Below are 23,389 nucleotides of genomic sequence, written 5' to 3'. Positions count from 1 at the left end.
CATCTAAAGTACAGGATAAAAGCATGCGCACCTTTATCAAAGTGATTATTGCAATAATCATCATCGCTATTGCTGCTCTCGCAGCACTTCCCTTCATTATCGATCCAAATGACTATAAAGATGAGATTGCAGCGCAGGTTGAAAAAACCACAGGGCGTAAATTGACTTTGCAAGGTGATATCGAGCTATCGGTGTTTCCCTGGATAGCTTTAGAACTCGGACCATTATCACTTAGCAATGCCAGTGGCTTTAAAGCCGAATCTTTTGCCAGCGTCGAAGCTGCCGAAATTCGCATTAAACTGATGCCTCTGCTGAAAAAACAGCTGGAAATGGACACCATTGTGCTCGACGGTCTGTTGCTGAATCTGGAGACCAATAAAGAAGGTGTGACCAACTGGGATGATCTGACAAAAACCAGTGATGAAGTAGAACAACCCCCTTCAGCTGAAGCTGACAGTGTTTCGGACGAGCCATCCAGTGGATTATCTGCAGTAAAAATTGCCGGCATTAAACTAACCAATGCCAATGTATTGTGGTCTGATGCCAGCAAAGATGAAAACTTCCAGTTACGTAATCTTAATCTGGAGACCGATCCTCTGGCTCCCGGCGATCCCACTTCACTTACAACGTCGTTTGATTTGATCAGCAGTAAGCCTGAAGTCAAAGCACATATCGAACTTGAGAGTAAGGTAATCGTCGATCTTGAAAAGCAGATCTACGCACTGGAGTCACTGAAGCTCAATACCGTTGCCAATAGTTCTGCAATGCCATTGCAACAGGCTAATCTGGACCTTCAAGCTGACATTCATGCCAACATGGCGAGTGAATTGGTGACAATCCAAAATTTAGCAATTAATTTACAAGCTACCGGATCTGAACAAAATATCGACGCCAATATAGAGGGTTTAATCGAAGCCAATCTGGCATCGCAACAACACAGCATTACAAATCTTGTTATCAGCGCGGATATTGAAGATAAAAATCTACCCGGTGGCAAAAGCAAACTGGATGTCACAAGCAACCTCATAGCTAATCTCGCAGATGAAACATTGCAGGTTAATGATCTTGCCATCAAATTTGCAGATCTGACGATGAATGGACGAATACTGGCGGAGAAAATCCTGTCTGATGATCTGGCATATAATGGCAATATCCAGGTGAAACCTTTCAACCTGCGTAAATTAGCCGAAGATTTAAAAATTGAACTGCCTGAAATGGCCGATAATAGTACATTGGAACTGGTTCAGCTGAGTAGTGAAATCAGTGGCAGCAAACAATCGCTTAATACCAAAGATTTACAATTGACCCTGGATCAAAGTCAATTAACCGGTCAATTTGGTATCAACAATTTCGAAAAACCCGCTTACACATTTAATCTGATGCTGGATCAAATTGATGCTGATCGCTATTTACCACCAGCGAAAGAAGAAGTTGAGGATAAAACGGCTAAAGAAGTTTCTACACCTGCTTCATCTGCAGCCGGCGGCTCCAGTGAATTACCATTGGAAACACTGCGGGACATCAACGCCAAAGGCAGTTTGAAAATTGGCAAACTCAAAGTCAGTGGCATTAACAGTGAAAACATTGTCATTACTATTGATGCAAAAGATGGTCTGATCAAACTGAGTCCCCTGGCTGCAGAGTTATATCAGGGAAAGTATCAAGGTAATGTCAATCTTGATGCCCGTGGTGACAATTTGAAGCTTGCAGTAGATGAAAACCTGCAAGGGGTTCAGGCCGGTCCCCTATTAAAAGATCTGACCGGTAATGATCGTATTGCCGGCACAGCAAATGCCAATGTAAAGCTCAATGGCAGTGGTAAAGATATTGATGCCATCAAACAAAGTCTGAACGGTAATGGTGCATTTTCTTTTACGGATGGCGCATTAAAAGGCATTAATATTGCAGAAGCCATTCGCCAGGCTAAGGCTGTTCTGTCCGGACAAAAAGCTGCAGAGACTAACGAACCGGTGCAAACTGATTTCAGCAGCCTGAAAGGCACATTCACCGCCAATGAAGGCATCGTAAATAATCAGGACCTTGAGTTAATGTCTCCATTATTGCGAGTCACCGGTGCGGGTGATATTGATCTCCCCAGAGAAGTCATTGATTATGCTGTTCGCGTTTCAATCGTCGGTTCAGCTGAAGGCCAGGGAGGCAAAACTCTTGAAGATCTGAAAGGGATTACCATTCCGGTAAAAATTACCGGCAGTTTTGATAATCCAAGACCCAAAGTGGATTTGGCCTCTGTCTTAAAAGAACAGGCCACTGGTGAAATTAAAGCCAAAGCTGAAGAAAAACTAAAAGAAAAACTGGGTGATGAGCTTGGTGGATTACTGGGTAAGAAACTGGGTGGCGATTCAAAATCTTCAACTTCTGATGAAACTACTGAAGAGCCTGCTACCGATGAGCAAACATCCGATGAGGCAGACTCTGCAGATGAACCCTCAGAAGAGGACTTGTTGAAGGAAAAACTGAAAAGTTTATTCTAGGCCGTGTTCACAAAGGAACATGGCCTGATTCTATTTTGACTAACAGCTTCAGTGAACGTTTATTAGCCTGGTATGACCATCACGGTCGTAAGGATTTGCCATGGCAGCAAAAACCATCGGCTTATCATGTATGGCTTTCTGAAGTGATGCTTCAGCAAACTCAGGTTGCTACCGTTATTCCGTATTACCAGCGTTTTATTGATCGTTTCCCGGACATTAACGCTCTGGCAGATGCCCATATAGATGATGTCCTCGGCTTATGGTCAGGGCTTGGATATTATGCCCGTGGACGAAATCTGCATAAGGCAGCTGTTCAGATGCAACAGCATCATGACGCAAAGGTGCCAGAGGATTTTCAGGCGCTTTTGGATTTGCCAGGAATTGGTCGTTCTACTGCCGGAGCCATTATGGCGCTGGCCTTTCATCAGCGCTATCCGATTCTGGATGGCAACGTAAAACGCGTTTTGGCGCGATATGATGCCATTAATGTCTGGCCAGGTGAGAAACACGTAGAAGCTGCAATGTGGCAGCGAGCCGAGACATTATTGCCCGAACATCGCATTGCTAATTATATTCAGGCACAAATGGACCTGGGAGCCACCTTGTGCACCCGCAGTCGCCCAGCCTGCCAGCAATGCCCTCTTCAAACTGATTGCCAGGCTTTTGCATCCGGTGAGCCGACTTTATTCCCGGTACGTAAAGCTAAAAAAATCCAACCTGTACGTCAGACCAACTGGTTTATCTATATAGATCAAAATAACCACATATTATTGGAACAACGTCCGCAAAATGGCATATGGGGGGGGCTATGGAGTTTTCCAGAGGGTAAAACTGCAGAGGCAGCAGATAACCGTTTGCCGATAAAAAATACCTTACTGGAATCGTCATTGCCTGAAATCAAACATGTTTTCAGTCACTTCAAATTAACTATAACCCCTTATTTGTTTACTGCTGAGCCAATCCACCTTGTGGCTGAGAATAATAGACATATCTGGGTTAAAATAGATCAGGCGTTAACTTTGGGCTTACCTGCTCCGGTTAAACAATTAATTCAATTTTTATCATCAACCGAGAGGATGCTATGACACGTACTGTGCATTGTGTAAAACTCAACAAAGAAGCAGAGGCACTCGATTTTCCCCCTTATCCTGGTGAACTGGGGAAAAAAATCTATGAAACAGTCTCTAAAGAAGCCTGGCAAATGTGGGTAGCGCATCAAACCATGTTAATTAATGAGTATCGTTTATCATTGGCTGATCCAAAATCCCAGACTTTTCTGAGAACCGAATTAGAGAAATTTTTCTTTGGAGACGGCTCTGAAAAGCCAGCTGATTTCAAGCCGGTTTAGCCTATGTTAAAGGCAAAATCGCGCATTTTATCCGCTTTTACAGCTGCCAAACTGAGATTCAGAATAGTTATTAAAAATGAATTTTTTGAATACTGCCTTACCGGTAAACATAATAGATTCAACGGTTAAGCGTTTTTTTTCCGCTTTCTTAACGTGTTTTTCAAGCAAAAAAAAAGTTGTTATGGTCAAAATAAATGTGACTTTTTGTTAAATTTTGGGCGTACAATGCGATTAACCCCTTTTTTAAGGGGTAGTGTAAGCTGACTTAGGAGTTAAGTTAGCAGAAGATTTAAGATATTGAGGTTGATATGGCAGAGCAAGTTACAGGCACAGTGAAATGGTTCAATGACGCAAAAGGATTCGGTTTTATTGAACGCGCCGATGGTCCAGATGTATTTGTACATCACAGCGCGATTAAATCAGATGGTTTTAGAACTCTGAAAGAAGGCCAAGCTGTCACTATGGAAGTGACACAGGGTCAAAAAGGTCCACAAGCGGAAAACGTTGTCCCTAGCTGATAACCAGATCCGATAGACATGAAAAGCCGGTTAAGCAATTAACCGGCTTTTTTTTGTGCGTTATTCCAATTGATAATAATGGATAACTTGACGCTTATAGAGTCATACAGGCACTATCGAAGCTGAACAGGTAAGGATTTACAGCATGAAATTTTCAGTAATGGTTACTTCGGCACTTTTTATATTTTTTTTAATGGCAACATCACCCAGCCATGCTGACTGGAAAAAATTCCTCGAAGACTTCAGTAAATCTGGTACTACCGCGCTGGGCACATCGGAAGGCACGGATTTAAGTTCTGACACGATTGCCAACGGCCTAAAAGAAGCGTTAGAAGTCGGCACCAGAAAAGCTGTCGAAAATGTCAGTAAAGAGGGAGGTTATCTAAACAACCCGAAAATCCACATTCCATTACCTCCTCGCGTACAACAAGCAGCTGGATTAATGCGTCAGCTGGGCCTGAATAAAATGGCAGATGATTTTGAACAAAGTATCAATCGGGCGGCAGAAAAAGCCGCACCACAGGCAACCTCAATCATGATCGATGCTATTAAAAGTATGACCATTGACGATGCCCGTAATATTTTGAATGGCGAGAATGATGCTGCCACACGGTTTTTTGAAGATCGTACTCGTGGCAAGCTCGCTGACTTATTTGAGCCTGTAATCGATACATCATTGAATGAAGTGGGTGCAACCCGCTATTACAATCAGCTAAACGATAAACTCAGTTCAGTGCCTGTAGTAGGTCAGGAGTTGGATATGGATCTGCAGGATTATGTAACTGACCAAGCGCTCAATGGATTGTTTGTTATGTTAGCAGAGGAGGAGCAAAAAATCCGTGACAATCCTGCGGCACGTACTTCGGAGATTTTGCAGCAGGTTTTTGGCAAATAAATAGTTTTTTTACTACTCAGTAAAAGCGCTATGTACTAAAATAAACACAATAAAAATAAGGGAAACAACATGGCAAGAAATCACAACCTGAATCTCGCAAGTCAAGGCACCTCATTAAAAGCACTTTTTACCGGTTATTTGGTTGTGGTGGCAGTAGGTTACCTGATGGCAATTGTGCAAATTCAGCTTACCCATGGTCTGGCTGACGGTAAATATGGTCTCTCAGTTGATGATATCGTTTACAGCTATTACGGAAACAGAACTAATTCACTGCTCGAAAATAAACTGCATGGTTCGATGAAACCGATGGCAACCGACGATGAACGTGAAAAAATCATTAGTTGGGTACATGCTGGAGCAACAGAAGAAGCCTATGAAAATGACGGCATCAGACAGATTTTTGATGCCAAATGTATTATCTGTCATAACGCTGAAGCTGGTGGTGCCGTTCCAGACTATTCCGATTTCAAACAGATAAAAGAACGTGCTGTCGTTGATACCGGTGCCAGTATTGCATCACTTGCCCGTGTTTCGCATATTCACTTATTTGGTATCGCCTTTATCTTTATGTTTGTTGGCTTGATATTCAGTTTGGCAGCAGGTGTACCTAAACCTTTGAAAGTTATCGTCATTTCCATGCCATATATCTTTTTGTTAATCGATATCAGCGCCTGGTGGTTGACTAAACTGCATCCTAATTTTGCCTGGTTCGTTATCATTGGTGGTGGCGCAATGGCATTATCATTTGCATTTATGTGGGTGGTATCCATGTATGAAATGTGGATCTTGCCACGCATCCGCGAAGATAATCGTGATGCGTTATTAGACGAATAAAATAACAAAAAAGAGCCGCTGTCTTGTTACCAGGACAGCGGCTTTTTTATTTTAGGGCTTGTTTATCTTTCATCTCCGCCTCTGGTGTGAGCTGAAAAAGCGTCAATCAAGGCACGAGGAGCGCCTTTTGTGAGATACATCCATGTATCTCCCCCATTGGCTTGCGTCTGTAAATTTCAGATTAGGCGTTTTGCAACGCTTCCAGTTCTGCCCATTTATCAAAGGCTGCTTCCAGAGATTTTTCTAACTCTGCCATCTGTGTTTGAACTTGTTTAATCTTATTAGCATCCTGCTGATAAAAATCAGCTGCTGCCATTTTTTCTGTTAACGCCGCAATTTGTTGCTCCAGTCGTTCAATCTCTAGCGGCAACGCTTTCAAATCCAGTTGCTGCTGATACGTTAGTGTCGACTTTTTCTTAACCGATTTTGCAGCAGAAGCAGGTTCAAGTTTGGCTGCAGGCTTTTCCTGTTTAACAGTCTTTTGGCGTTGTGCCAGCCAATCATCATAACCACCAACATATTCACGGACCTGTTTATCTTCATCGAATACGATACAACTGGTCACCACATTATTCAGAAAGCTTCGATCATGGCTGACCAACAGCATGGTGCCGGTAAAGCCCAGCAACAAGTCTTCCAGCAATTCCAGCGTTTCCGCATCCAGATCATTGGTTGGCTCATCCAAAACCAATAAATTGGCTGGCTGAGTAAATAATTTTGCCAGTAAGAGACGGTTACGCTCACCGCCAGACAAGGCTTTTACCGGTGTTCTTGCACGATCTGGGGTGAACAGGAAATCTTGCAGATAACCAATCACATGTTTAGGACTGCCATTAATTTCAACAAAGTCTCTACCCTGCCCGACGTTATCTACAACACTGGCCTCTTCATCCAACTGGCTACGTAATTGATCAAAATACGCCACTTGCAGATTAGTACCTAAGCGCACCGTACCCGATTGAGGTTCAGCCCGACCCAGTAGAATCGACAGCAACGTACTTTTACCACAGCCATTGGGTCCGATAATACCAATGCGATCACCGCGCTGAATGACCGTTGAGAAATCTTTGAATAACTGTCGGCCATCAAAGGCCTGACTGATATTCTCAACTTCGACCACCAGCTTGCCACTCCGATCGCCTTCCTGGATCTTCATCGACACATTGCCTAACACCTCACGGCGTTGACCACGTTCCCGGCGCAGCTTCTCCAACGCTCTCACCCGTCCTTCATTACGTGTGCGACGTGCTTTGATGCCCTGACGAATCCAAACTTCTTCCTGAGCCAGTTTTTTATCAAACTGTGCATTTTGCTCTGCTTCGGCCGACAGTAAAGCTTCACGTTTCTCCAGAAAGCTTTTGTAATCACCCGGGAAACTCACCAGTTGCCCACGATCCAACTGCACAATACGGGTGGCCAAGGCCTGTAAAAAGCTGCGGTCATGTGTAATGAACAATAAGGTACCACCATAACTTTTCAGAAAACCTTCTAGCCAGGTGATAGAACTGATATCCAGATGGTTGGTTGGCTCATCCAGTAATAAAATATCCGGTTGGCGTACCAGTGCCTGAGCCAGGAGAACCCGTCTTTTCATCCCGCCGGATAAACTGGAAAACTCAACATCTGCATCCAGCGATAAACGGGAAATGACGGTTTCAACCTGCTGTTCCAGACTCCAGCCATCCACTGCTTCGAGTTTATGTTGAGCTTTTTCCAGCTTGTTGAGGATTTGTTCACTGCTATCGTGTTCGAGTTGCTGAACAATATGGTGATATTCCACTAGTAGAGGCCCAACTTCGCCCAGTCCGGCAGCGACAACATCAAACACACTGCCAGCCGTGCCAGCAGGTACTTCCTGCTCCAGCCGGGCAATTTTCAATTCTTGCAAGCCCACCATCTCACCACCATCAGGGGTGATCTCTCCCGCAATGACTTTCATCAAGGTGGATTTACCAGCGCCGTTACGGCCAACCAGACAAACCCGTTCACCTTTATCGAGCTGAAAGTCGACTTTATCAAGTAAATTTGGGCCACCATAACTGACGGTCAGCTGTTTTAAAGACAATAATGCCACGGATTAAACCTCTGCAGTTTCTGCGTTTTCAAGTATTTCACTGGCTTCAAGCCAGTCCATTTCAGCCTGTTCCAATGCCGCCTTGGTGGCAGCTTGCTGTTGTAACAGGTCTTTGAGCTTTTCTTTATTGGCCGCTTCATACAGCGTTGTATCAGCGAGTTGTAATTCAATTTTGGCAAGTTCAGCATTCTGTTTATCGAGGACTTGCTCTGCCTTTTTAACCTGGTTACGCAAAGGCTGTAATTTCTGACGCTGTTGTGCTGCCGCCTGTCGATCCAGTTTTTTGCCATTGTTGACGGCAGGACTTTTATCAGCAGACGCATTAACCGTTTCACGGCCTAAACGCAGCTGCCGGTAATCATCAAGGTCACCTTCAAAAGCAGCGGCTTTGCCATCAGCTACCAGCCAGAGATCATCGGTGACATTGCGCAGGAAATAGCGATCATGCGAGACCACTACTAATGCTCCTTCGTACTCCTGCAAAGCCATGGTCAACGCCAGCCGCATTTCCAGATCAAGATGATTGGTAGGTTCATCCAATAACAATAAAGCCGGACGCTGATAAACCAGCAGGGCCAGAACCAGCCTGGCTTTTTCGCCACCAGAAAATGGTGCAACCGGTTCCAGAGCAGTATCACCATTAAAGCCAAAACCGCCCAGAAAATTACGGCAATCCTGTTCGGTCGCCATGGGGTCCAATCGCTGCAAATGCTTCAACGCACTCTCATCAGGACGTAATTGTTCTAATTGGTGTTGGGCAAAATAGCCGATAACAATATCTTTGCCTTCCCGACGTTTACCACTGAGCGGTTCCAGTTCACCGGCAATCAGTTTGATTAATGTCGATTTACCGGCACCGTTAGGGCCTAACAAACCAATACGATCGCCGGGAGCAAGGTGGAGCTTGATATTATCAATTAACGGTGTTTGCTGGTAACCAACACTGGCTTTATCCAGCGCTAAAATTGGAATGGTTAAACGTCGCGGCTGAAAAAAGCTGAAATGAAACGGCGAATCAACATGCGCCGGAGCGATCTTTTCCATGCGCTCCAAGGCTTTGATACGACTTTGAGCCTGCTTGGCTTTAGTCGCTTTTGCCTTGAATCGATTAACAAAATCACGGATGTGGGCGATTTCAGATTGTTGTTTCTGATAAGCCGACTGCTGATTTGCCAGATGCTCGGCACGAGCGATTTCAAAGTCAGAATAATTACCGGTATACAGTTTGATGCGTTGTTGTTCGATATGGGCGATATGGGTAACCACTCGATCGAGAAACTCACGATCATGGGAAATTACCAGCAGCGTTCCCGCATAACTGCGTAGCCATTCTTCTAACCAATAGACAGCTTCGAGATCCAAATGATTGGTGGGCTCATCCAGCAACAATAAGTCACTACGGCACATCAATGCCTGGGCAAGGTTAAGTCGCATACGCCAGCCACCTGAAAAGGTTCTGACCGGGTGTTCCTGCTGCTCAGCAGTAAACCCTAATCCATGCAATAATTTTGCAGCCCGGCTTCTTCCGGTGTATCCATCAATCAAGCCTATTTTGTCATGCAGCTGGGTTTGCAAATGACCATCATTGTTCTGTTCTGCTTGTGCCAATTGTGTGAGAAGTTGACTCAGTTCAGCATCGCCCTGCAACACATAGTCAAGAGCAGTTGTATCAACCGCGGGCGTTTCTTGTGCAACATGAGCAATCACCCAGGATTCAGGAAACGTCAGATCACCGCTGTCAGCATGTATTTCATTGCGGATCATCGCAAACAGACTGGATTTACCGGTGCCATTGGCGCCGGTCAAACCGATACGTTGTCCGGGATGAATCACCAGATTGGCAGCTTCAAACAGTAGTCGGGGTCCGCGGCGTAAAGAAAGTTGGCTGAAATTTATCATGGCGCGAATTGTATCAAGCCTGCCCATCGGCTGTATTGGATAAATCTCTGCTGTTGGTTAAATCTAAACAAAAAATCTAAACTGATGACGGTAACTGCCAATCAATAGGTGTTTGTCCGTGTTGCTGTAAATAGTCATTAGCCTGGCTGAAATGCTTGCAACCGAGAAAACCGCGGTGAGCTGACAATGGTGATGGATGCGGTGCTTTTAAAACCAGATGCCGCTGGTTGTCAATAGCAGCCCCTTTTTTCTGGGCATAACTGCCCCACAGCATAAACACCACATTATCACGCTGTTGATTGACCACACTGATCACTCGATCAGTAAATTGTTCCCAACCTTTTCCCTGATGCGCATTGGCTTGTCCATGTTCCACCGTCAATACAGCATTCAGTAATAAAACACCTTGCTTGGCCCAAGCTTCCAGGTAACCATGTTTTGCAGGAGCAATACCAAGGTCATTATTCAGTTCTTTATAGATATTCATTAACGAAGGTGGAATTGCCACACCGGGTTTGACTGAAAAGCATAAACCATGCGCCTGTCCTGGCTGGTGATAGGGATCCTGTCCGAGAATGACAACTTTTACGTTAGATAGCGGCGTTGTTTCCAGGGCATGAAACCAGTTGGATGAGTGAGGATATATCACTTTCTGCTGGTTTTTCTGCTGCTGTAAAAAAGCCTTTAGCTGCTGCATATAAGGCTGTTCAAATTCCCTCTCAAGTAAAGCCTGCCATTCAGGCGCTTTCTGCAGAACCATTTTTGCTACCCACCCCAAAGTTAAAATCACATCATACTTGCTTCGATTTTATTACTCATCATTGCAACTCAACTATCAGGTTTTCAGTCAGAGCTTATTAATTTGCAACAATTTGATTTACCCCAGATTATTGAGACGGATAGACAAGTAATATAGTTACTGTTATTTTCAGCAGCTACCATTTGCAGTCAACAAAGGATTGCCGCAACAGTATCTGCACACAAGGAATCGCGATGGATAATAGCGCCAATGTTTTAATCGTCGATGATGTACCTGACAATATTCAGGTAGCGATGAATTTTCTTAAGGAAGAGCCTTACAACCTGTCATTTGCCACCCGAGGTCAGGAAGCCCTTGCGCTAATGAAAACGCATGAATATGACCTGATTCTGCTTGATATTATGATGCCTGAAATGGATGGTTATGAAGTTTGCCGACGCATCAAGGCAGAACCCCGCCTTCAGGATATCCCGATTATTTTTGTTACGGCCAAGGTCGACGTAGATTCGATAAGCCAGGGATTTCATGCTGGCGCAGTCGACTACCTCTGTAAACCGTTTCATGCCGAAGAACTGCTGGCCAGAGTCAATACTCATCTTTCTTTATATCGCGCTAAAAAACTCCTGCAACAAAATAACCTTTCTCTACAGCACAAATACGAACAGAATCAGCAACGGCTGATGACCGAGCTGGAACAGAATCAACTGGAAATGATTTATGTGCTGACTGAGTTAATGGAGTCAACTTCAGATGAAACCGGCAAACATATTCGTCGGGTAGCCGAGTGTTCCAGGTTATTAGCGTTATATCATGAAAGTCTGACAGACGAAGATGCCGATATCCTGTTTCATGCCGCGCCAATGCATGATATTGGTAAAATCACTATTCCCCACTCGATTTTGCATAAACCCGGTAAACTCACTGAAGATGAATTTGCCATCATGAAAACGCATACCACGCGTGCCTTTAAAATTCTTCATAATTCCAAACGCAAATACACCAAAGCTGCCGCTATCATCGCTCACCAGCACCATGAAAAATGGGATGGCAGCGGTTATCCCCAAGGACTCAAAGGACAGGATATTCATATCTACGGTCGTATCGTTGGTTTGATTGACGTGTTTGATGCGTTAATGCATAAACGGGTCTACAAAGAAGCCTGGTCCCTTGAAGACACCTTGGACTACATCAGGAAACATAGCAGTAGCCAGTTTGATCCCTATCTGGTGAGCATACTGCTGGAACATATTGATGAATTTGTGGCTATTTCCGATCAAAACTAACTGGTTATTATTTTTTTTCCTGCTGTTTATCAGCTGCCGATTATCGGCACTGACATTTACTGAACAAGAACAGGCCTGGATTGCCGCTAATCCTGAAGTCACACTGGGTGCCGATTTCAGTTGGGCACCCTATGATTTTCTCAATGAAGAAGGCGAACATGATGGTATCGCCTCTGATGTGTTAGCGCTCATTAGTGAAAAAAGCGGTCTTAGAATCACCGTGGTAGCTGATGTCTGGGCCAACACCATGGAAAAAATGCGAGCAGGCGAAATCATGGGCCTGAGCTGCGCCGCGGCGACTCAACAACGTCAGGAATTTTTGTTATTTTCCAAGCCCTACGTGAGCCTCTCACTGGGTATTATTGTTCAGCAACATCGTGATGATATTCAGTCAATGGATGATTTGATTGGCCTTACTGTTGCTGTAAATGAAGATTCCTACCTGCATACCTGGCTGAACATCAATTACCCGAATTTGGATCTGCTGCTGACTGATTCCAATGATGAATCACTGGAAGCCGTTTCGTTTGCTCAAGCCGACGCCTATATCGGGAATATTGCTGTTGCTACCAATGTCATCAAACAGCGTTACCTTTCCAATCTTCGAGTGGTCGCCAAAGTACCGAGCTTCACAACAGATACCTCCGTCGCAATTGATAAACGTTATCCATTACTGCATAGCATTATTGATAAATCGTTATCGGCAATTACCGCGGCTGAAAAACAGCAAATTATTGACAAATGGTACGCAGTTGTCAGTGATAGCAGTGCATTTGAAGTCTTACCTTATGAGCAAAGCCGACTGGATTTAACCGAAAAAGAACAACAGTGGATAGACCAACACTCCGTTGTCAGGATTGGGGTTGATCCGTATTGGCCACCATTTGATTTTATTGATAAAAATGGTCAGCACAAAGGCATCAGTGCTGACTATCTAAATCTCATCAGCAAACAGACCGGCCTGCAATTTCAGCTCGAACCCTTCACTGACTGGCAGTCTGTTATTGATGCAGCCCAAACCAAAGAGATAGAGCTCATTGCCGCCCTTTCACGCAATACGTTTCGTGAAACCTTTCTCGATTTATCGATTCCCTATCTGGATTACCCACTGGCCATCGCTACAACCAAATTCGGTCATCTCACCAGCCTGGCTGACTTCAGTAACAAACCTGTCGGTGTGGTGAAAGGTTATTTTGCTGAATCTATTTTGCTGGCCTATTACCCGGAAATCGATATTGTTTATGTCCCTTCTGTACGTGAGGGACTGTCGATGTTAGCTGCCGAAGAAATAGATGCCTATTTTGATATTATCGCAACCATCACCTATACCGCCAGTCAATCCGGATTAACACATCTCAATACCAGCATTATCAGGGAATACTCTCCTGCTTTGCATATGGGCATCGTCAAGGGGCATCCCGAGCTATTAACAATTATCAATAAAGCCCTTGCATCAATTACAGCCGAAGAGAGGCGCACAATCGATCAGCAATGGATGTCAGTTAATACCATTGAACGTACCAATTACACGCTGTTGATCCAGGTTGTAACAATCTTGCTGATTTTCCTGCTTGCCAGCTTCTACTGGAATCGTCGCTTACGTGCTGAAGTAGATAAACGCCTTATTTCAGAGCAGAAACTTCGGGATAGTGAGGCGCAGCTATTGCATTTGATTAATGTGATGCCAATGAGCCTGATGGTTACTTCCGCAGAGGATGGCCATATTCTGCTAGCCAATGAGCATTGTTATGAAGAATTAGGATTTTCAGCTAAGTTACAGAAAACCATCAAAGTTCAGGAGTTTTATGCAGATATTACGCAACGTAAACAAGTCCTGGAACAGCTTGCTTCGGAGGGCGAAATTAATGGAATGATGCTCAAAATCAAAACTCGGAATGGACAGATCATCCAGGGATTATTTTCAATAATTTCGATTCAATATCAAGGCAAGCCGGCTTTTCTGGGTTTTTTCATGAATATGGATGATCGTATTGCACTTGAAGATTCACTAAAAGAATCCAAGACCCATGCTGAAGCAGCGAATTTGGCCAAATCACAATTTCTCGCCAATATGAGTCATGAAATCCGCACCCCAATGAACGCTATTCTGGGGTTTACCGAACTGCTGGACGAGCAGGTTACAGAGCCCAGGCTTAAATCATTTATTAAAACCATCCGCAGTGCAGGTAATACCCTTTTACTGCTGATCAACGATATTCTTGATTTATCGAAGATTGAAGCCGGAAAACTGCAACTCAATAAATCCGCTACCGATCCTCATCAGCTGTTTGATGAAATAGCCAATATGTTTGTTCTGCAAATCCGCAATAAGGATTTGGCGTTACATTTAGATATAGATCCCGATTTACCCCATGGCCTGTTACTCGATGCCACTCGTCTCAGACAGGTGTTATTTAATTTAATCAGTAATGCTGTCAAATTCACTGATACCGGTCATATACGTATTCACGTTCATGCCGATAATGTAGATGATCATCTCAGTAAACTGGATTTACATATCCGGGTTGAAGACACTGGTATTGGTATTCCCGAAGCTGAGGTTGAACATATATTTGAAATTTTTGCCCAGCAATCAGGCCAGGATGTTCGCAAATACGGTGGGACCGGTCTTGGCTTGTCAATCACCCGCCGCTTGATTGAGATGATGGGTGGTCATATCCATCTGCAGAGTAAAAGTGGTGAAGGGTCAGTATTCAGTATTGATTTACCAGGAATTGATATTGCCGCCATTGCCAGTGACAAAATTCGTCAGCAGGCGTTAGCTTTTGATGCCAGCCATATACGTTTTGAGCCGGCCCATATGCTAATCGTTGATGATGTCGCGCATAACCGGGAACTGATACGTCAGCATTTTATCAACAGCCTTATTCAAACCAGTGAAGCTGAAAATGGTCAGCTGGCTGTGGATTTTGTTAAAAAGAATCCGGTAGATCTCGTGTTGATGGATATTCGTATGCCAGTGATGGACGGTTATGAAGCCGCAAAACAAATCAAAATGATTAAACCGGATTTACCTGTGGTTGCACTGACAGCTTCAGTAATGAAAGACGCCTATGAACAGGATAGATTGGACCATTTTGATGCCTATCTGCGAAAACCTGTTTTACGCAACGAACTGTTTCATGCGCTGAGCGTATTTTTACGATACCAGACGGTTGACGTTGACGTTATAAAAGCACCACAGCAGGATTGGTCAATGCTGGACAAAGAACAGCTGTTATCGATTTTTAATCATTTTCAAACCGATATCGATGAAATATGGCGTTTAGCCACCCAAAGTAACAGCATGACCGACATTAAAAACTTTGCCCACGAAATCGCCAGACTGGCTGGCAATCATCAAATTGACACACTGGATCGATATGCCAGCCAGTTGCTGGAACGGATTGATGCGTTTGATATTGAGGGCATGCAGATTTTGTTAAAACAATTTCCTTCAATGCGCAGCGCGATCCAACAGGCGATCCGAAGTCATTAGCACACAAGTGTGCTTTGCTTTGCAGTTTTTTATACAATGCCCGACACGTTGCAATGAGATGAGCAAAATGAACTCCGATTTAAAAACGGATGCACAGTGGCGCCAACAACTTAACGAAGAACAATATCGCATCACCCGGCAGGCGGGCACAGAACCAGCTTTTTCCGGGGAATATGTCGATCACGATGAGAATGGGTGTTATCACTGTGTTTGCTGTGGCCAGGCCTTATTTGCTTCTGATGACAAATTTGATGCCGGTTGCGGTTGGCCAAGTTTTTCCTCACAGCTGGAGCATGGAGTGGTGACTCATCATCCGGATTACAGCCACAATATGGATCGTACCGAAGTTCGCTGTCAGCAATGTGAAGCCCATTTGGGTCATGTATTTGATGACGGCCCCGCCCCTACTGGCCTGCGCTATTGTATTAATTCGGTGGCGCTTGAATTTAATGACAAAGACTGAATGGACGCTGTATATCATTCAAGCTGCTAATGGTTATCTTTACACCGGTATAACCACTGATTTAGAACGTCGTTTAAAACAGCATCAAAACCATAACGGTGGGGCGCGTTTTTTTCATACCAGTGATGCTCAGAAAGTGGTGTATCAGGAACAGCATCCTGATCGCAGCAGTGCCAGCCGTCGGGAAGCTGCAATCAAGAAACTCAGCAGGCAACAAAAACTGAACCTTATCGGTAACCCATCAGACCATGTATAATGGCGGGTTTTTTCAGCACGTCTGAATTTCTCCTTTAGATACAGGATTTTAACTTTGTTAAGCACTGCTAACATTACCATGCAATTCGGGGCCAAGCCCCTGTTCGAAAACGTCTCGGTCAAATTCGGTGGCGGCAATCGCTACGGTCTGATTGGCGCCAATGGTTGCGGGAAATCGACGTTTATGAAAATTCTGGCCGGCGTCCAAGAGCCCACCTCCGGTAATGTGAGTTACGACCCCAATGAATCTTATGCCGTATTAAAACAGGATCAGTTTGCTTACGAGGATCAACGCGTTATTGACGTGGTGATTATGGGGCAACCTGATTTATGGGATGTGCATCGTGAGCGCGATCGCATTTATAACCTGCCGGAAATGAGTGAAGAAGATGGTCTGAAAGTCGCTGAACTGGAAGGTCAATATGCGGAAATGGACGGTTATACTGCTGAATCCCGAGCTGGAGAATTATTATTAGGCGTCGGTATTCCGGTTGAACAGCATTATGGCCCGATGAGCGAAATCGCTCCCGGTTGGAAACTACGTATTCTGCTGGCTCAGGTACTGTTTGCTGATCCCGATATTATGTTGCTCGATGAGCCGACCAACCATTTGGATATCAATACTATTCGCTGGCTGGAAGAGGTATTAAGCCAACGTAGCAGCACCATGATCATCATTTCGCATGATCGCCATTTCCTCAATCGCATCTGTACTCATATGGCCGATATGGATTACGGCGAATTACGTATTTATCCGGGTAATTATGATGAATACATGATTGCTTCCACCCAGGCACGTGAACGTCTGCAATCAGACAATGCGAAGAAAAAAGCGCAGATCAAAGAGCTGCAGGAATTCGTCTCACGATTCTCTGCCAATGCTTCCAAAGCAAAACAGGCAACGTCCCGTCAAAAACAAATGGAAAAAATTCAGCTGGATGACATTAAACCTTCCAGCCGGGTGAATCCGTTTATTCGTTTTAATCAGGAAAAGAAACTGTTCCGAAATGCACTGGAAGTCAGCAAGCTGACACAGGGCTACGATAACGAAAAACCGCTGTTTGAAAACTTCAGTTTTATGGCAGAAGTGGGTGAAAAAATTGCCGTGATTGGTCCTAACGGTATCGGTAAAACCACCTTTGTGAAAACACTGGTCGGTGAACTGGCCCCAAAATCCGGCAATGTAAAATGGTCGGAAAATGCCAATATCGGTTATTACGCACAGGATCATGATCATCTGTTTAAAAACAATATGACTCTGTTTGAGTGGATGTCCCAATGGGGTAGCCCTGAAGATGATGAACAGGTTATTCGTGGCACTCTAGGCCGCCTGCTGTTCTCCGGTCATATGATCGATAAAAAGGTCAATGTGCTGTCTGGTGGTGAAAAAGGCCGCATGTTGTTCGGCAAGCTTATTTTGCAAAAACCCAATATTCTGGTGATGGATGAGCCGACCAACCATATGGATATGGAATCTATCGAATCACTTAACCTGGCATTGGAAAATTACGAAGGCACATTGATCTTCGTCTCCCATGACCGTGAATTTGTATCGTCATTGGCAACACGTGTGTTTGATATGGAAAATGAAGGTATCACTGACTTTACCGGCAGCTATGATGAGTACCTTAAAAGTCTTGGTATTAATAACTAGGGCTTGTTGGTCTTACATCTCCGCCTCTGTTGTGAGCTGAAGGGCTGTGACTATTTTTGCGGCCGCCTGCGTTGTATGAAATACATCCCTGTATTTCACCGCTACGCGGCCAGCTAAGCTGTTCAAATGAGTTCCAGACTCATTTGTCAATCACTTATGTAGGAAGGCTACACTGCGTGCTTTCCGCCTTGTCGGACACAAAAATAGCCGCCAGCAGTGGTGGATATGAAAGAGCAACAAACCCTAGGCTCGACACTTCTAATCCGGGTCAATGCGCTTTATCGGCGCATTGACCGACCTACTTCCCTGTATTCATTTCGCATGCTATTTTGAAATCCCAATAACGTCGTTGAGGATTTTCAGCATGTTATACCGACAAATGTTTTATCTCCCTGTTTTATTAGCGATATTTTTCGCTTTTGCATTGTTTACTCTATCTGCACCATCCCAAGCAGCATCTGCCACTGAAATTGATATCAAAGTCGATGAAGCTCTGAAACGTTTCAAGAGTGAAGTTTCTGGTGGAGATCGTTTCCTCGAAAAAGCAAAAGGCGTATTAGTTTTTCCGGATGTCATTAAAGCCGGATTTGGTATTGGCGGTGAATATGGTGAAGGTGCACTTCGCATCGGCGGCAGCACTGTGGATTATTACAATACTGCGGGTGCCTCTATCGGCTTTCAATTGGGAGCCCAACAAAAAACGGTGATCCTGGTATTTATGAATGATCAGGCTTTAAAACAATTTCGTGACAGCGAGGGTTGGAAAGCCGGGGTTGATGGTTCGGTAGCAGTAGTTGAATGGGGCGTGGGTGAAGATATCAATACTACTGATATCAAAGATCCGATTGTTGGCTTTGTCTTCAGTAACAAAGGGTTGATGTATAACTTGACGCTCGAAGGCGCCAAGTTTACCAAGCTCAATAAGTAGTATTGGAGGCCTGTTTTTAGCCTTCGATACGAAAACCGATTTTGATAGTGACCTGCCAGTAACGGACTCCGCCGTTTTCGATATAACCGCGAGTGTCCGTTACTTCAAACCAATGCAGGTTTTTAACGGTCTCAGCAGCTTTTGCAATCGCGTTCTCAATGGCTTTATCTGAACTTTCAGCAGAGCTGCCAGTGATTTCAATATGTTTATAAACATGTTCAGTCATAATAATTCCTTGTTATTTGCGTAAATAGATAAACCAGTAAAACAGGCCGACAAAGATACTGCCTCCCAGCATATTGCCCAATGTCACCGGGATCAAGTTATGCCAGAAAAAACCACCAATCGTTAACTGTTCTGAAATGACGAGTGAGGTTCCTGCTTGTGTTTCTGCCAGTAACCCAGCCGGAATAAAAAACATATTAGCAACAGAGTGTTCAAATCCAAGAGCGACAAAGGCGGTAATAGGAAAAATTACTGCCAGCACTTTATCAGTCACACTGCGCCCCGCCATACACAACCAGACGGCCAGACATACAAGGATATTGCACAATACACCACGAGTGAACGCCTCAATCCAGCTCATATTCACTTTACTGTCAGCAATCGCCACCACTTTATGGCCAAGAGCCCCATCGCCCTGCCACCATAAGCCACTTAAATACATCAACAATAAAATGCCAATTGCCCCCATAAAATTACCAATATAAACAATTGCCCAATTCTGAATCAGTTGCCTAAAACTAATCAGGCCATCGATACAGGCCATCACCAATAAGTTGTTACCGGTAAATAATTCTGCCCCGGCAACCACCACCAGAATCAATCCCAGGCAAAATGCCAATCCGCCAATTAGTCGCATAATTCCAGCAGGCATATTGCCAACGTCAAAGGTCACCAGTGTAAAGAATGCCGCTCCCAGCGCGATAAACGCTCCAGCTAATAATGAAAGAGCAAAAACTCTTAATGGATCTACAGTACATTTGCTCATACTGATTTTTTCCAGACGACGAGCAATTTCTGCCGGGGTATAAGCATCAACTGAAAATGGATCCATGATATTTTCTCAATTATGAAAAACAAGTTAGATGATAATCACATACATGTGCTTACAGCACCATGCCCATCGAAATAAATGAATGATTTTGCTATCTTTTCATTGAGTGGGCACGTATAATTGCATGCTCGCAAATGTCACTTTTACAGCTTTGTTTCCAAAGCTGCCCATCACAGGTTATTCAATGTCCACACCAGAAAACGATTCAACACCCTCATTCGCTGAGTTAGGGTTAGCTGCTCCAATTTTACAAGCTGTACAACAAGCCGGTTATGAAACACCTTCGCCAATTCAGGCGCAAAGTATTCCACCTTTACTTGCTGGTAGAGATTTACTTGGTCAGGCCCAAACCGGTACCGGTAAAACCGCTGCCTTTGCCTTACCGCTGTTAAGCCGTATAGATCTGAAAAACAAAGCCACCCAAATGTTGGTGTTAGCACCGACTCGTGAATTGGCTATTCAGGTTTCAGAAGCGATCCAAAGCTACGCTCGTCACCTGAAAGATTTCCATATTCTGCCAATTTATGGCGGTCAAAGCATGGGCATCCAATTACGCTCATTACAACGTAAACCACAAGTTGTTGTCGGTACGCCGGGTCGTATTCTGGATCACATTCGTCGTGGCACATTGAAGCTGGATAAACTTGAAGCATTAGTGCTTGATGAAGCTGATGAAATGCTGCGTATGGGCTTTATTGATGATGTAGAAACCATCCTTAAAGAAACCCCCGAAAAACGTCAGGTAGCTTTATTCTCCGCTACCATGCCTGGTCCTATTCACCGTGTTGCACAGAAATATCTGAAAGATCCGGTGGATGTACGCATTCAATCCAAAACATCAACTGTCACCACCATTAACCAGCGTTACTGGCAAGTAACCGGTATGCACAAACTGGATGCGTTAACCCGCATTCTGGAAGTCGAAGACTTTGATGGCATGATCATCTTCGTGCGCACCAAAAACGCCACTGTTGAGCTGGCTGAAAAGCTGGAAGCTCGTGGTTATTCTGCTTCGGCGATTAATGGCGATATGAATCAGGCATTGCGTGAAAAAACCATCGAACGCATGAAAAAAGGCAGTATTGATATCCTGATTGCCACCGACGTCGCTGCACGTGGTCTGGATATCGAACGCATGAGCCATGTGGTCAACTACGATATTCCTTACGATACCGAGTCCTATGTGCATCGTATTGGCCGTACCGGTCGTGCTGGTCGTAAAGGTGAGGCCATTCTGTTTGTCTCCCCTCGCGAAACACGTATGTTAAGTGCCATCGAGAAAGCCACGCGCCAGGTAATTACCAAAATGCAATTACCGAGCAGTGAAGATATTGCTGATCGCCGTGTTCTGCAATTCATGGAACAACTCAGTGAAACCATTGAGTCTCAGGAACTGGCTTATTTCGAAACCTTAATCAGTCAATATCAACAGGAACATAATGCCGACCCGATTGAAATCGCTGCCGCATTAGCCTTTTTGGTACAGAAAGACCGTCCGTTAAAACCGGTTAAACATGTTACACAACGACCAGCTCGTGAAGAACGCGAACGCGGACCACGTCAGGAACGTGGTGAACGTCCTGCCCGGGGCAGCCGTGAAGACCGTCCACCAAGAGAAAAACGGGCTCCACGTCCACATCCAAATGAGCCGGATATGGATACTTACCGTGTTGAAGTCGGTCGCGCCGACAAAATTGAACCACGGAATCTGGTAGGCGCAATTGCTAATGAGTCAGGTATCGAAAGTCAATTTATCGGCCGTATTACCATTAATGAGGATCATAGTCTGATTGACTTGCCACAAGGCATGCCAAAAGATATGTTCCAGCAAATACGCAAGGTTTGGGTCAATAACAAACAACTGAATATGAGCCTGGCGACTGATGAAGCTGTTGCGGAAAGTGCGGCAGCCCGCCCATCACGCCGTAACTTCAGCAAAGATCGCAAAGACGGTCCAAAAAGCAAACCAGCCAGGAAGTTTAAGAAAAGCTAAAAACTAAACTCTCTCAATAATAAAAAGTCACTGCCAGCAGTGACTTTTTTTTTGAGCATGCCACAATAGCGTTCATGCTGAATATCATCTGGGTCGCCTTTTTTCTCATTGCCTTTGCAGTAGCTTTATTTAAGCTGCTGGTGTTAGGCGACACCGAAATTTTCAACCAGATCATGCAGGCAATGTTTGCCCTGTCCAAAACAGCTTTTGAAATTGCACTTGGCCTGACCGGTATTCTTGCCCTGTGGCTGGGTATTATGAAAATTGGCGAACGCAGTGGCTTTGTCGAATTATTGACCCGAGGATTATCCCCGCTTTTTACACGGCTGATGCCAGAGGTACCAAAGAATCATCCGGCCCTCGGAGCGATGGTGATGAACATCTCAGCCAATGCGCTTGGACTGGATAATGCCGCGACTCCATTAGGTATTAAAGCAATGCAGGAACTGCAAAAGCTTAATCCGTTAAAAGATACCGCCAGTAACGCCCAGATCTTGTTTCTGGTAATTAATACCTCTGCCGTTACGTTATTTCCAGTCACTATTTTTACCTATCGCGCTCAGATGGGTTCTGCCAATCCTACAGACGTATTTATACCATTGTTAATTGCCACCTATTTTTCCACCTTGATTGGTTTAATCACTGTGGCGGCAGTACAGAAAATTAACCTTCTGGACCGGGTAGTGTTGATGTATCTGGGGGGATTCAGTGCCTTTGTATTTGGTCTGTTAGCCTATTTTTCCAGTCTGGAACAATCACAGATGCTGGTGCAATCCGCCATTATCAGCAATGTCGTCATTTTTTCATTGGTCATCGCATTTATAGTGGCGGCGGCATGGCAACGGGTCAATGCTTACGAGGCTTTTATTGAAGGGGCCAAAGAAGGTTTCTCGACGGCAGTAATGATTATTCCCTATCTGGTTGCCATGTTGGTGGCAATTGGCGTTTTCCGTGCCAGTGGGGCGCTTGACTTGATTGCAGATGGTATTCGTTCCGGCGTACTGGCGCTGGGAATGGATGATAGGTTTGTCGATGCATTACCCACTGCGTTAATGAAGCCTTTCAGTGGTAGCGGGGCTCGTGCCATGATGATCGATACCATGGAAGTACATGGGGCAGATTCATTTGCCGGAAGACTTGCTTCAATAGTTCAGGGCAGCACTGAAACCACTTTTTATGTGTTGGCGGTTTATTTTGGTGCGGTTGGAATTCAGAAAATCCGTCATGCTGTTGCCTGTGGACTGGCAGCAGATGTTGCCGGCATCACCGCAGCCATTCTGGTCGCCTACTGGTTTTTCGGTTGAAAGATTATTGCCTGATTTTTTTTGCTGCCAGCAATAACGACACCAGCACAAAATAATCCTTCAAAGAAAATCAAATTCTGCTACATTCTATCGCCCGTTCAATGGCTTAGCTATGTCAATTAACCATAACAAA

19 protein-coding genes are annotated in these 23,389 nt (G+C 44.6%); 14 read left to right on the top strand and 5 right to left on the bottom strand.

Going from position 1 to position 23,389, the window contains the following annotated elements; all coding sequences use genetic code 11:
• Positions 1-23 precede the first annotated feature (23 nt).
• From B3S93_RS01995 to B3S93_RS01970, 6 genes are all read left to right on the top strand, one after another.
• Positions 24-2,492, top strand: a complete 2,469-nt coding sequence (locus B3S93_RS01995) for an AsmA family protein (RefSeq protein WP_292403968.1) — start codon at positions 24-26, stop codon at positions 2,490-2,492.
• A gap of 35 nt (positions 2,493-2,527) precedes the next feature.
• The gene (gene mutY / locus B3S93_RS01990; protein WP_292403971.1) at positions 2,528-3,577 is read left to right on the top strand and encodes an A/G-specific adenine glycosylase; all 1,050 of its coding nucleotides are present in this window, start codon (positions 2,528-2,530) and stop codon (positions 3,575-3,577) included.
• Entirely contained in the window at positions 3,574-3,840 is a 267-nt protein-coding gene (locus tag B3S93_RS01985) for an oxidative damage protection protein (RefSeq protein ID WP_292357899.1), read from the top strand. Before mutY ends, B3S93_RS01985 begins: the two co-directional genes overlap by 4 nt.
• A 308-nt stretch (positions 3,841-4,148) precedes the next feature.
• Entirely contained in the window at positions 4,149-4,358 is a 210-nt protein-coding gene (locus B3S93_RS01980; protein WP_014706264.1) for a cold-shock protein, read from the top strand.
• A 145-nt stretch (positions 4,359-4,503) separates the two neighbouring features.
• A complete protein-coding gene (locus tag B3S93_RS01975) occupies positions 4,504-5,253 on the top strand; it encodes a DUF4197 domain-containing protein (RefSeq protein WP_292403973.1) in 750 nt (249 codons plus the stop codon).
• Between the two features lie 69 nt (positions 5,254-5,322).
• Positions 5,323-6,087 carry an elongation factor-1 alpha gene (locus B3S93_RS01970; protein WP_292357894.1) on the top strand — a complete coding sequence of 255 codons (765 nt, stop codon included), beginning with the start codon at positions 5,323-5,325 and terminating at the stop codon, positions 6,085-6,087.
• 181 nt (positions 6,088-6,268) lie between these two features.
• Here B3S93_RS01970 and B3S93_RS01965 read toward each other — a convergent pair whose 3' ends face one another.
• The 3 genes from B3S93_RS01965 to ung all read right to left on the bottom strand — a co-directional run bounded on the left by B3S93_RS01965 (position 6,269) and on the right by ung (position 10,820).
• A complete protein-coding gene (locus B3S93_RS01965) occupies positions 6,269-8,161 on the bottom strand; it encodes an ATP-binding cassette ATPase Uup (protein ID WP_292357892.1) in 1,893 nt (630 codons plus the stop codon).
• 3 nt (positions 8,162-8,164) lie between these two features.
• Entirely contained in the window at positions 8,165-10,060 is a 1,896-nt protein-coding gene (locus B3S93_RS01960) for an ATP-binding cassette domain-containing protein (RefSeq protein WP_292403976.1), read from the bottom strand.
• 76 nt (positions 10,061-10,136) lie between these two features.
• The gene (gene ung / locus B3S93_RS01955) at positions 10,137-10,820 is read right to left on the bottom strand and encodes a uracil-DNA glycosylase (protein ID WP_292357889.1); all 684 of its coding nucleotides are present in this window, start codon (positions 10,818-10,820) and stop codon (positions 10,137-10,139) included.
• A gap of 233 nt (positions 10,821-11,053) precedes the next feature.
• Between ung and B3S93_RS01950 the strand changes: the two genes are divergently transcribed.
• The 6 genes from B3S93_RS01950 to B3S93_RS01925 all read left to right on the top strand — a co-directional run bounded on the left by B3S93_RS01950 (position 11,054) and on the right by B3S93_RS01925 (position 18,902).
• Entirely contained in the window at positions 11,054-12,103 is a 1,050-nt protein-coding gene (locus B3S93_RS01950; RefSeq protein ID WP_292403980.1) for a response regulator, read from the top strand.
• A complete protein-coding gene (locus B3S93_RS01945; RefSeq protein WP_292403984.1) occupies positions 12,072-15,602 on the top strand; it encodes a transporter substrate-binding domain-containing protein in 3,531 nt (1,176 codons plus the stop codon). Before B3S93_RS01950 ends, B3S93_RS01945 begins: the two co-directional genes overlap by 32 nt.
• A gap of 58 nt (positions 15,603-15,660) precedes the next feature.
• Positions 15,661-16,065 (top strand): peptide-methionine (R)-S-oxide reductase MsrB, encoded by a 405-nt coding sequence (gene msrB / locus B3S93_RS01940; RefSeq protein WP_292357884.1) that lies wholly within the window; start codon positions 15,661-15,663, stop codon positions 16,063-16,065.
• Positions 16,052-16,321: a GIY-YIG nuclease family protein gene (locus B3S93_RS01935; RefSeq protein ID WP_292403988.1), complete on the top strand. Its 270-nt coding sequence runs from the start codon at positions 16,052-16,054 to the stop codon at positions 16,319-16,321. The genes msrB and B3S93_RS01935 overlap by 14 nt, the downstream gene beginning before the upstream one ends.
• A 54-nt stretch (positions 16,322-16,375) precedes the next feature.
• Positions 16,376-17,974 (top strand): ABC-F family ATPase, encoded by a 1,599-nt coding sequence (locus tag B3S93_RS01930; RefSeq protein ID WP_292357881.1) that lies wholly within the window; start codon positions 16,376-16,378, stop codon positions 17,972-17,974.
• 364 nt (positions 17,975-18,338) lie between these two features.
• Positions 18,339-18,902 carry a BPSL1445 family SYLF domain-containing lipoprotein gene (locus B3S93_RS01925; RefSeq protein ID WP_292357879.1) on the top strand — a complete coding sequence of 188 codons (564 nt, stop codon included), beginning with the start codon at positions 18,339-18,341 and terminating at the stop codon, positions 18,900-18,902.
• A 16-nt stretch (positions 18,903-18,918) separates the two neighbouring features.
• On the opposite strand, the gene B3S93_RS01920 is transcribed toward B3S93_RS01925, so the two are convergent.
• Both B3S93_RS01920 and B3S93_RS01915 read right to left on the bottom strand, forming a co-directional pair.
• On the bottom strand, positions 18,919-19,128 hold the full coding sequence (locus B3S93_RS01920; protein ID WP_292357877.1) for a dodecin: 210 nt from the start codon (positions 19,126-19,128) through the stop codon (positions 18,919-18,921).
• A gap of 12 nt (positions 19,129-19,140) precedes the next feature.
• Positions 19,141-19,959: a formate/nitrite transporter family protein gene (locus tag B3S93_RS01915; protein WP_292403992.1), complete on the bottom strand. Its 819-nt coding sequence runs from the start codon at positions 19,957-19,959 to the stop codon at positions 19,141-19,143.
• A gap of 184 nt (positions 19,960-20,143) precedes the next feature.
• Here B3S93_RS01915 and B3S93_RS01910 point away from each other — a divergent pair, with 184 nt between their 5' ends.
• Positions 20,144-21,952 carry a DEAD/DEAH box helicase gene (locus B3S93_RS01910; protein ID WP_292357873.1) on the top strand — a complete coding sequence of 603 codons (1,809 nt, stop codon included), beginning with the start codon at positions 20,144-20,146 and terminating at the stop codon, positions 21,950-21,952.
• Positions 21,953-22,026: 74 nt separating this feature from the next.
• Positions 22,027-23,256, top strand: coding sequence for a nucleoside recognition domain-containing protein (locus tag B3S93_RS01905; RefSeq protein WP_292357871.1), 1,230 nt, complete (start codon positions 22,027-22,029; stop codon positions 23,254-23,256).
• Positions 23,257-23,389: the final 133 nt, after the last annotated feature.

The organism is Methylophaga sp. UBA3613 (assembly GCF_002375415.1).
Taxonomy (GTDB): domain Bacteria; phylum Pseudomonadota; class Gammaproteobacteria; order Nitrosococcales; family Methylophagaceae; genus Methylophaga.
The sequence above is the reverse complement of the archived record's forward strand: the minus strand, read 5'-3'. Positions and strand labels throughout refer to the sequence as shown.

Excerpts from the sequence above, each read along its gene's own strand:
- B3S93_RS01995 (WP_292403968.1), top strand. The coding sequence starts at position 24 with ATGCGCACCTTTATCAAAGTGATTATTGCAATAATCATCATCGCTATT.
- B3S93_RS01985 (WP_292357899.1), top strand. The coding sequence starts at position 3,574 with ATGACACGTACTGTGCATTGTGTAAAACTCAACAAAGAAGCAGAGGCA.
- B3S93_RS01980 (WP_014706264.1), top strand. The coding sequence starts at position 4,149 with ATGGCAGAGCAAGTTACAGGCACAGTGAAATGGTTCAATGACGCAAAA.
- B3S93_RS01975 (WP_292403973.1), top strand. The coding sequence starts at position 4,504 with ATGAAATTTTCAGTAATGGTTACTTCGGCACTTTTTATATTTTTTTTA.
- B3S93_RS01970 (WP_292357894.1), top strand. The coding sequence starts at position 5,323 with ATGGCAAGAAATCACAACCTGAATCTCGCAAGTCAAGGCACCTCATTA.
- B3S93_RS01960 (WP_292403976.1), bottom strand. The coding sequence starts at position 10,060 with ATGATAAATTTCAGCCAACTTTCTTTACGCCGCGGACCCCGACTACTG.
- ung (WP_292357889.1), bottom strand. The coding sequence starts at position 10,820 with ATGGTTCTGCAGAAAGCGCCTGAATGGCAGGCTTTACTTGAGAGGGAA.
- B3S93_RS01950 (WP_292403980.1), top strand. The coding sequence starts at position 11,054 with ATGGATAATAGCGCCAATGTTTTAATCGTCGATGATGTACCTGACAAT.
- B3S93_RS01945 (WP_292403984.1), top strand. The coding sequence starts at position 12,072 with ATGAATTTGTGGCTATTTCCGATCAAAACTAACTGGTTATTATTTTTT.
- msrB (WP_292357884.1), top strand. The coding sequence starts at position 15,661 with ATGAGCAAAATGAACTCCGATTTAAAAACGGATGCACAGTGGCGCCAA.
- B3S93_RS01935 (WP_292403988.1), top strand. The coding sequence starts at position 16,052 with ATGACAAAGACTGAATGGACGCTGTATATCATTCAAGCTGCTAATGGT.
- B3S93_RS01925 (WP_292357879.1), top strand. The coding sequence starts at position 18,339 with ATGTTATACCGACAAATGTTTTATCTCCCTGTTTTATTAGCGATATTT.
- B3S93_RS01920 (WP_292357877.1), bottom strand. The coding sequence starts at position 19,128 with ATGACTGAACATGTTTATAAACATATTGAAATCACTGGCAGCTCTGCT.
- B3S93_RS01915 (WP_292403992.1), bottom strand. The coding sequence starts at position 19,959 with ATGGATCCATTTTCAGTTGATGCTTATACCCCGGCAGAAATTGCTCGT.
- B3S93_RS01910 (WP_292357873.1), top strand. The coding sequence starts at position 20,144 with ATGTCCACACCAGAAAACGATTCAACACCCTCATTCGCTGAGTTAGGG.
- B3S93_RS01905 (WP_292357871.1), top strand. The coding sequence starts at position 22,027 with ATGCTGAATATCATCTGGGTCGCCTTTTTTCTCATTGCCTTTGCAGTA.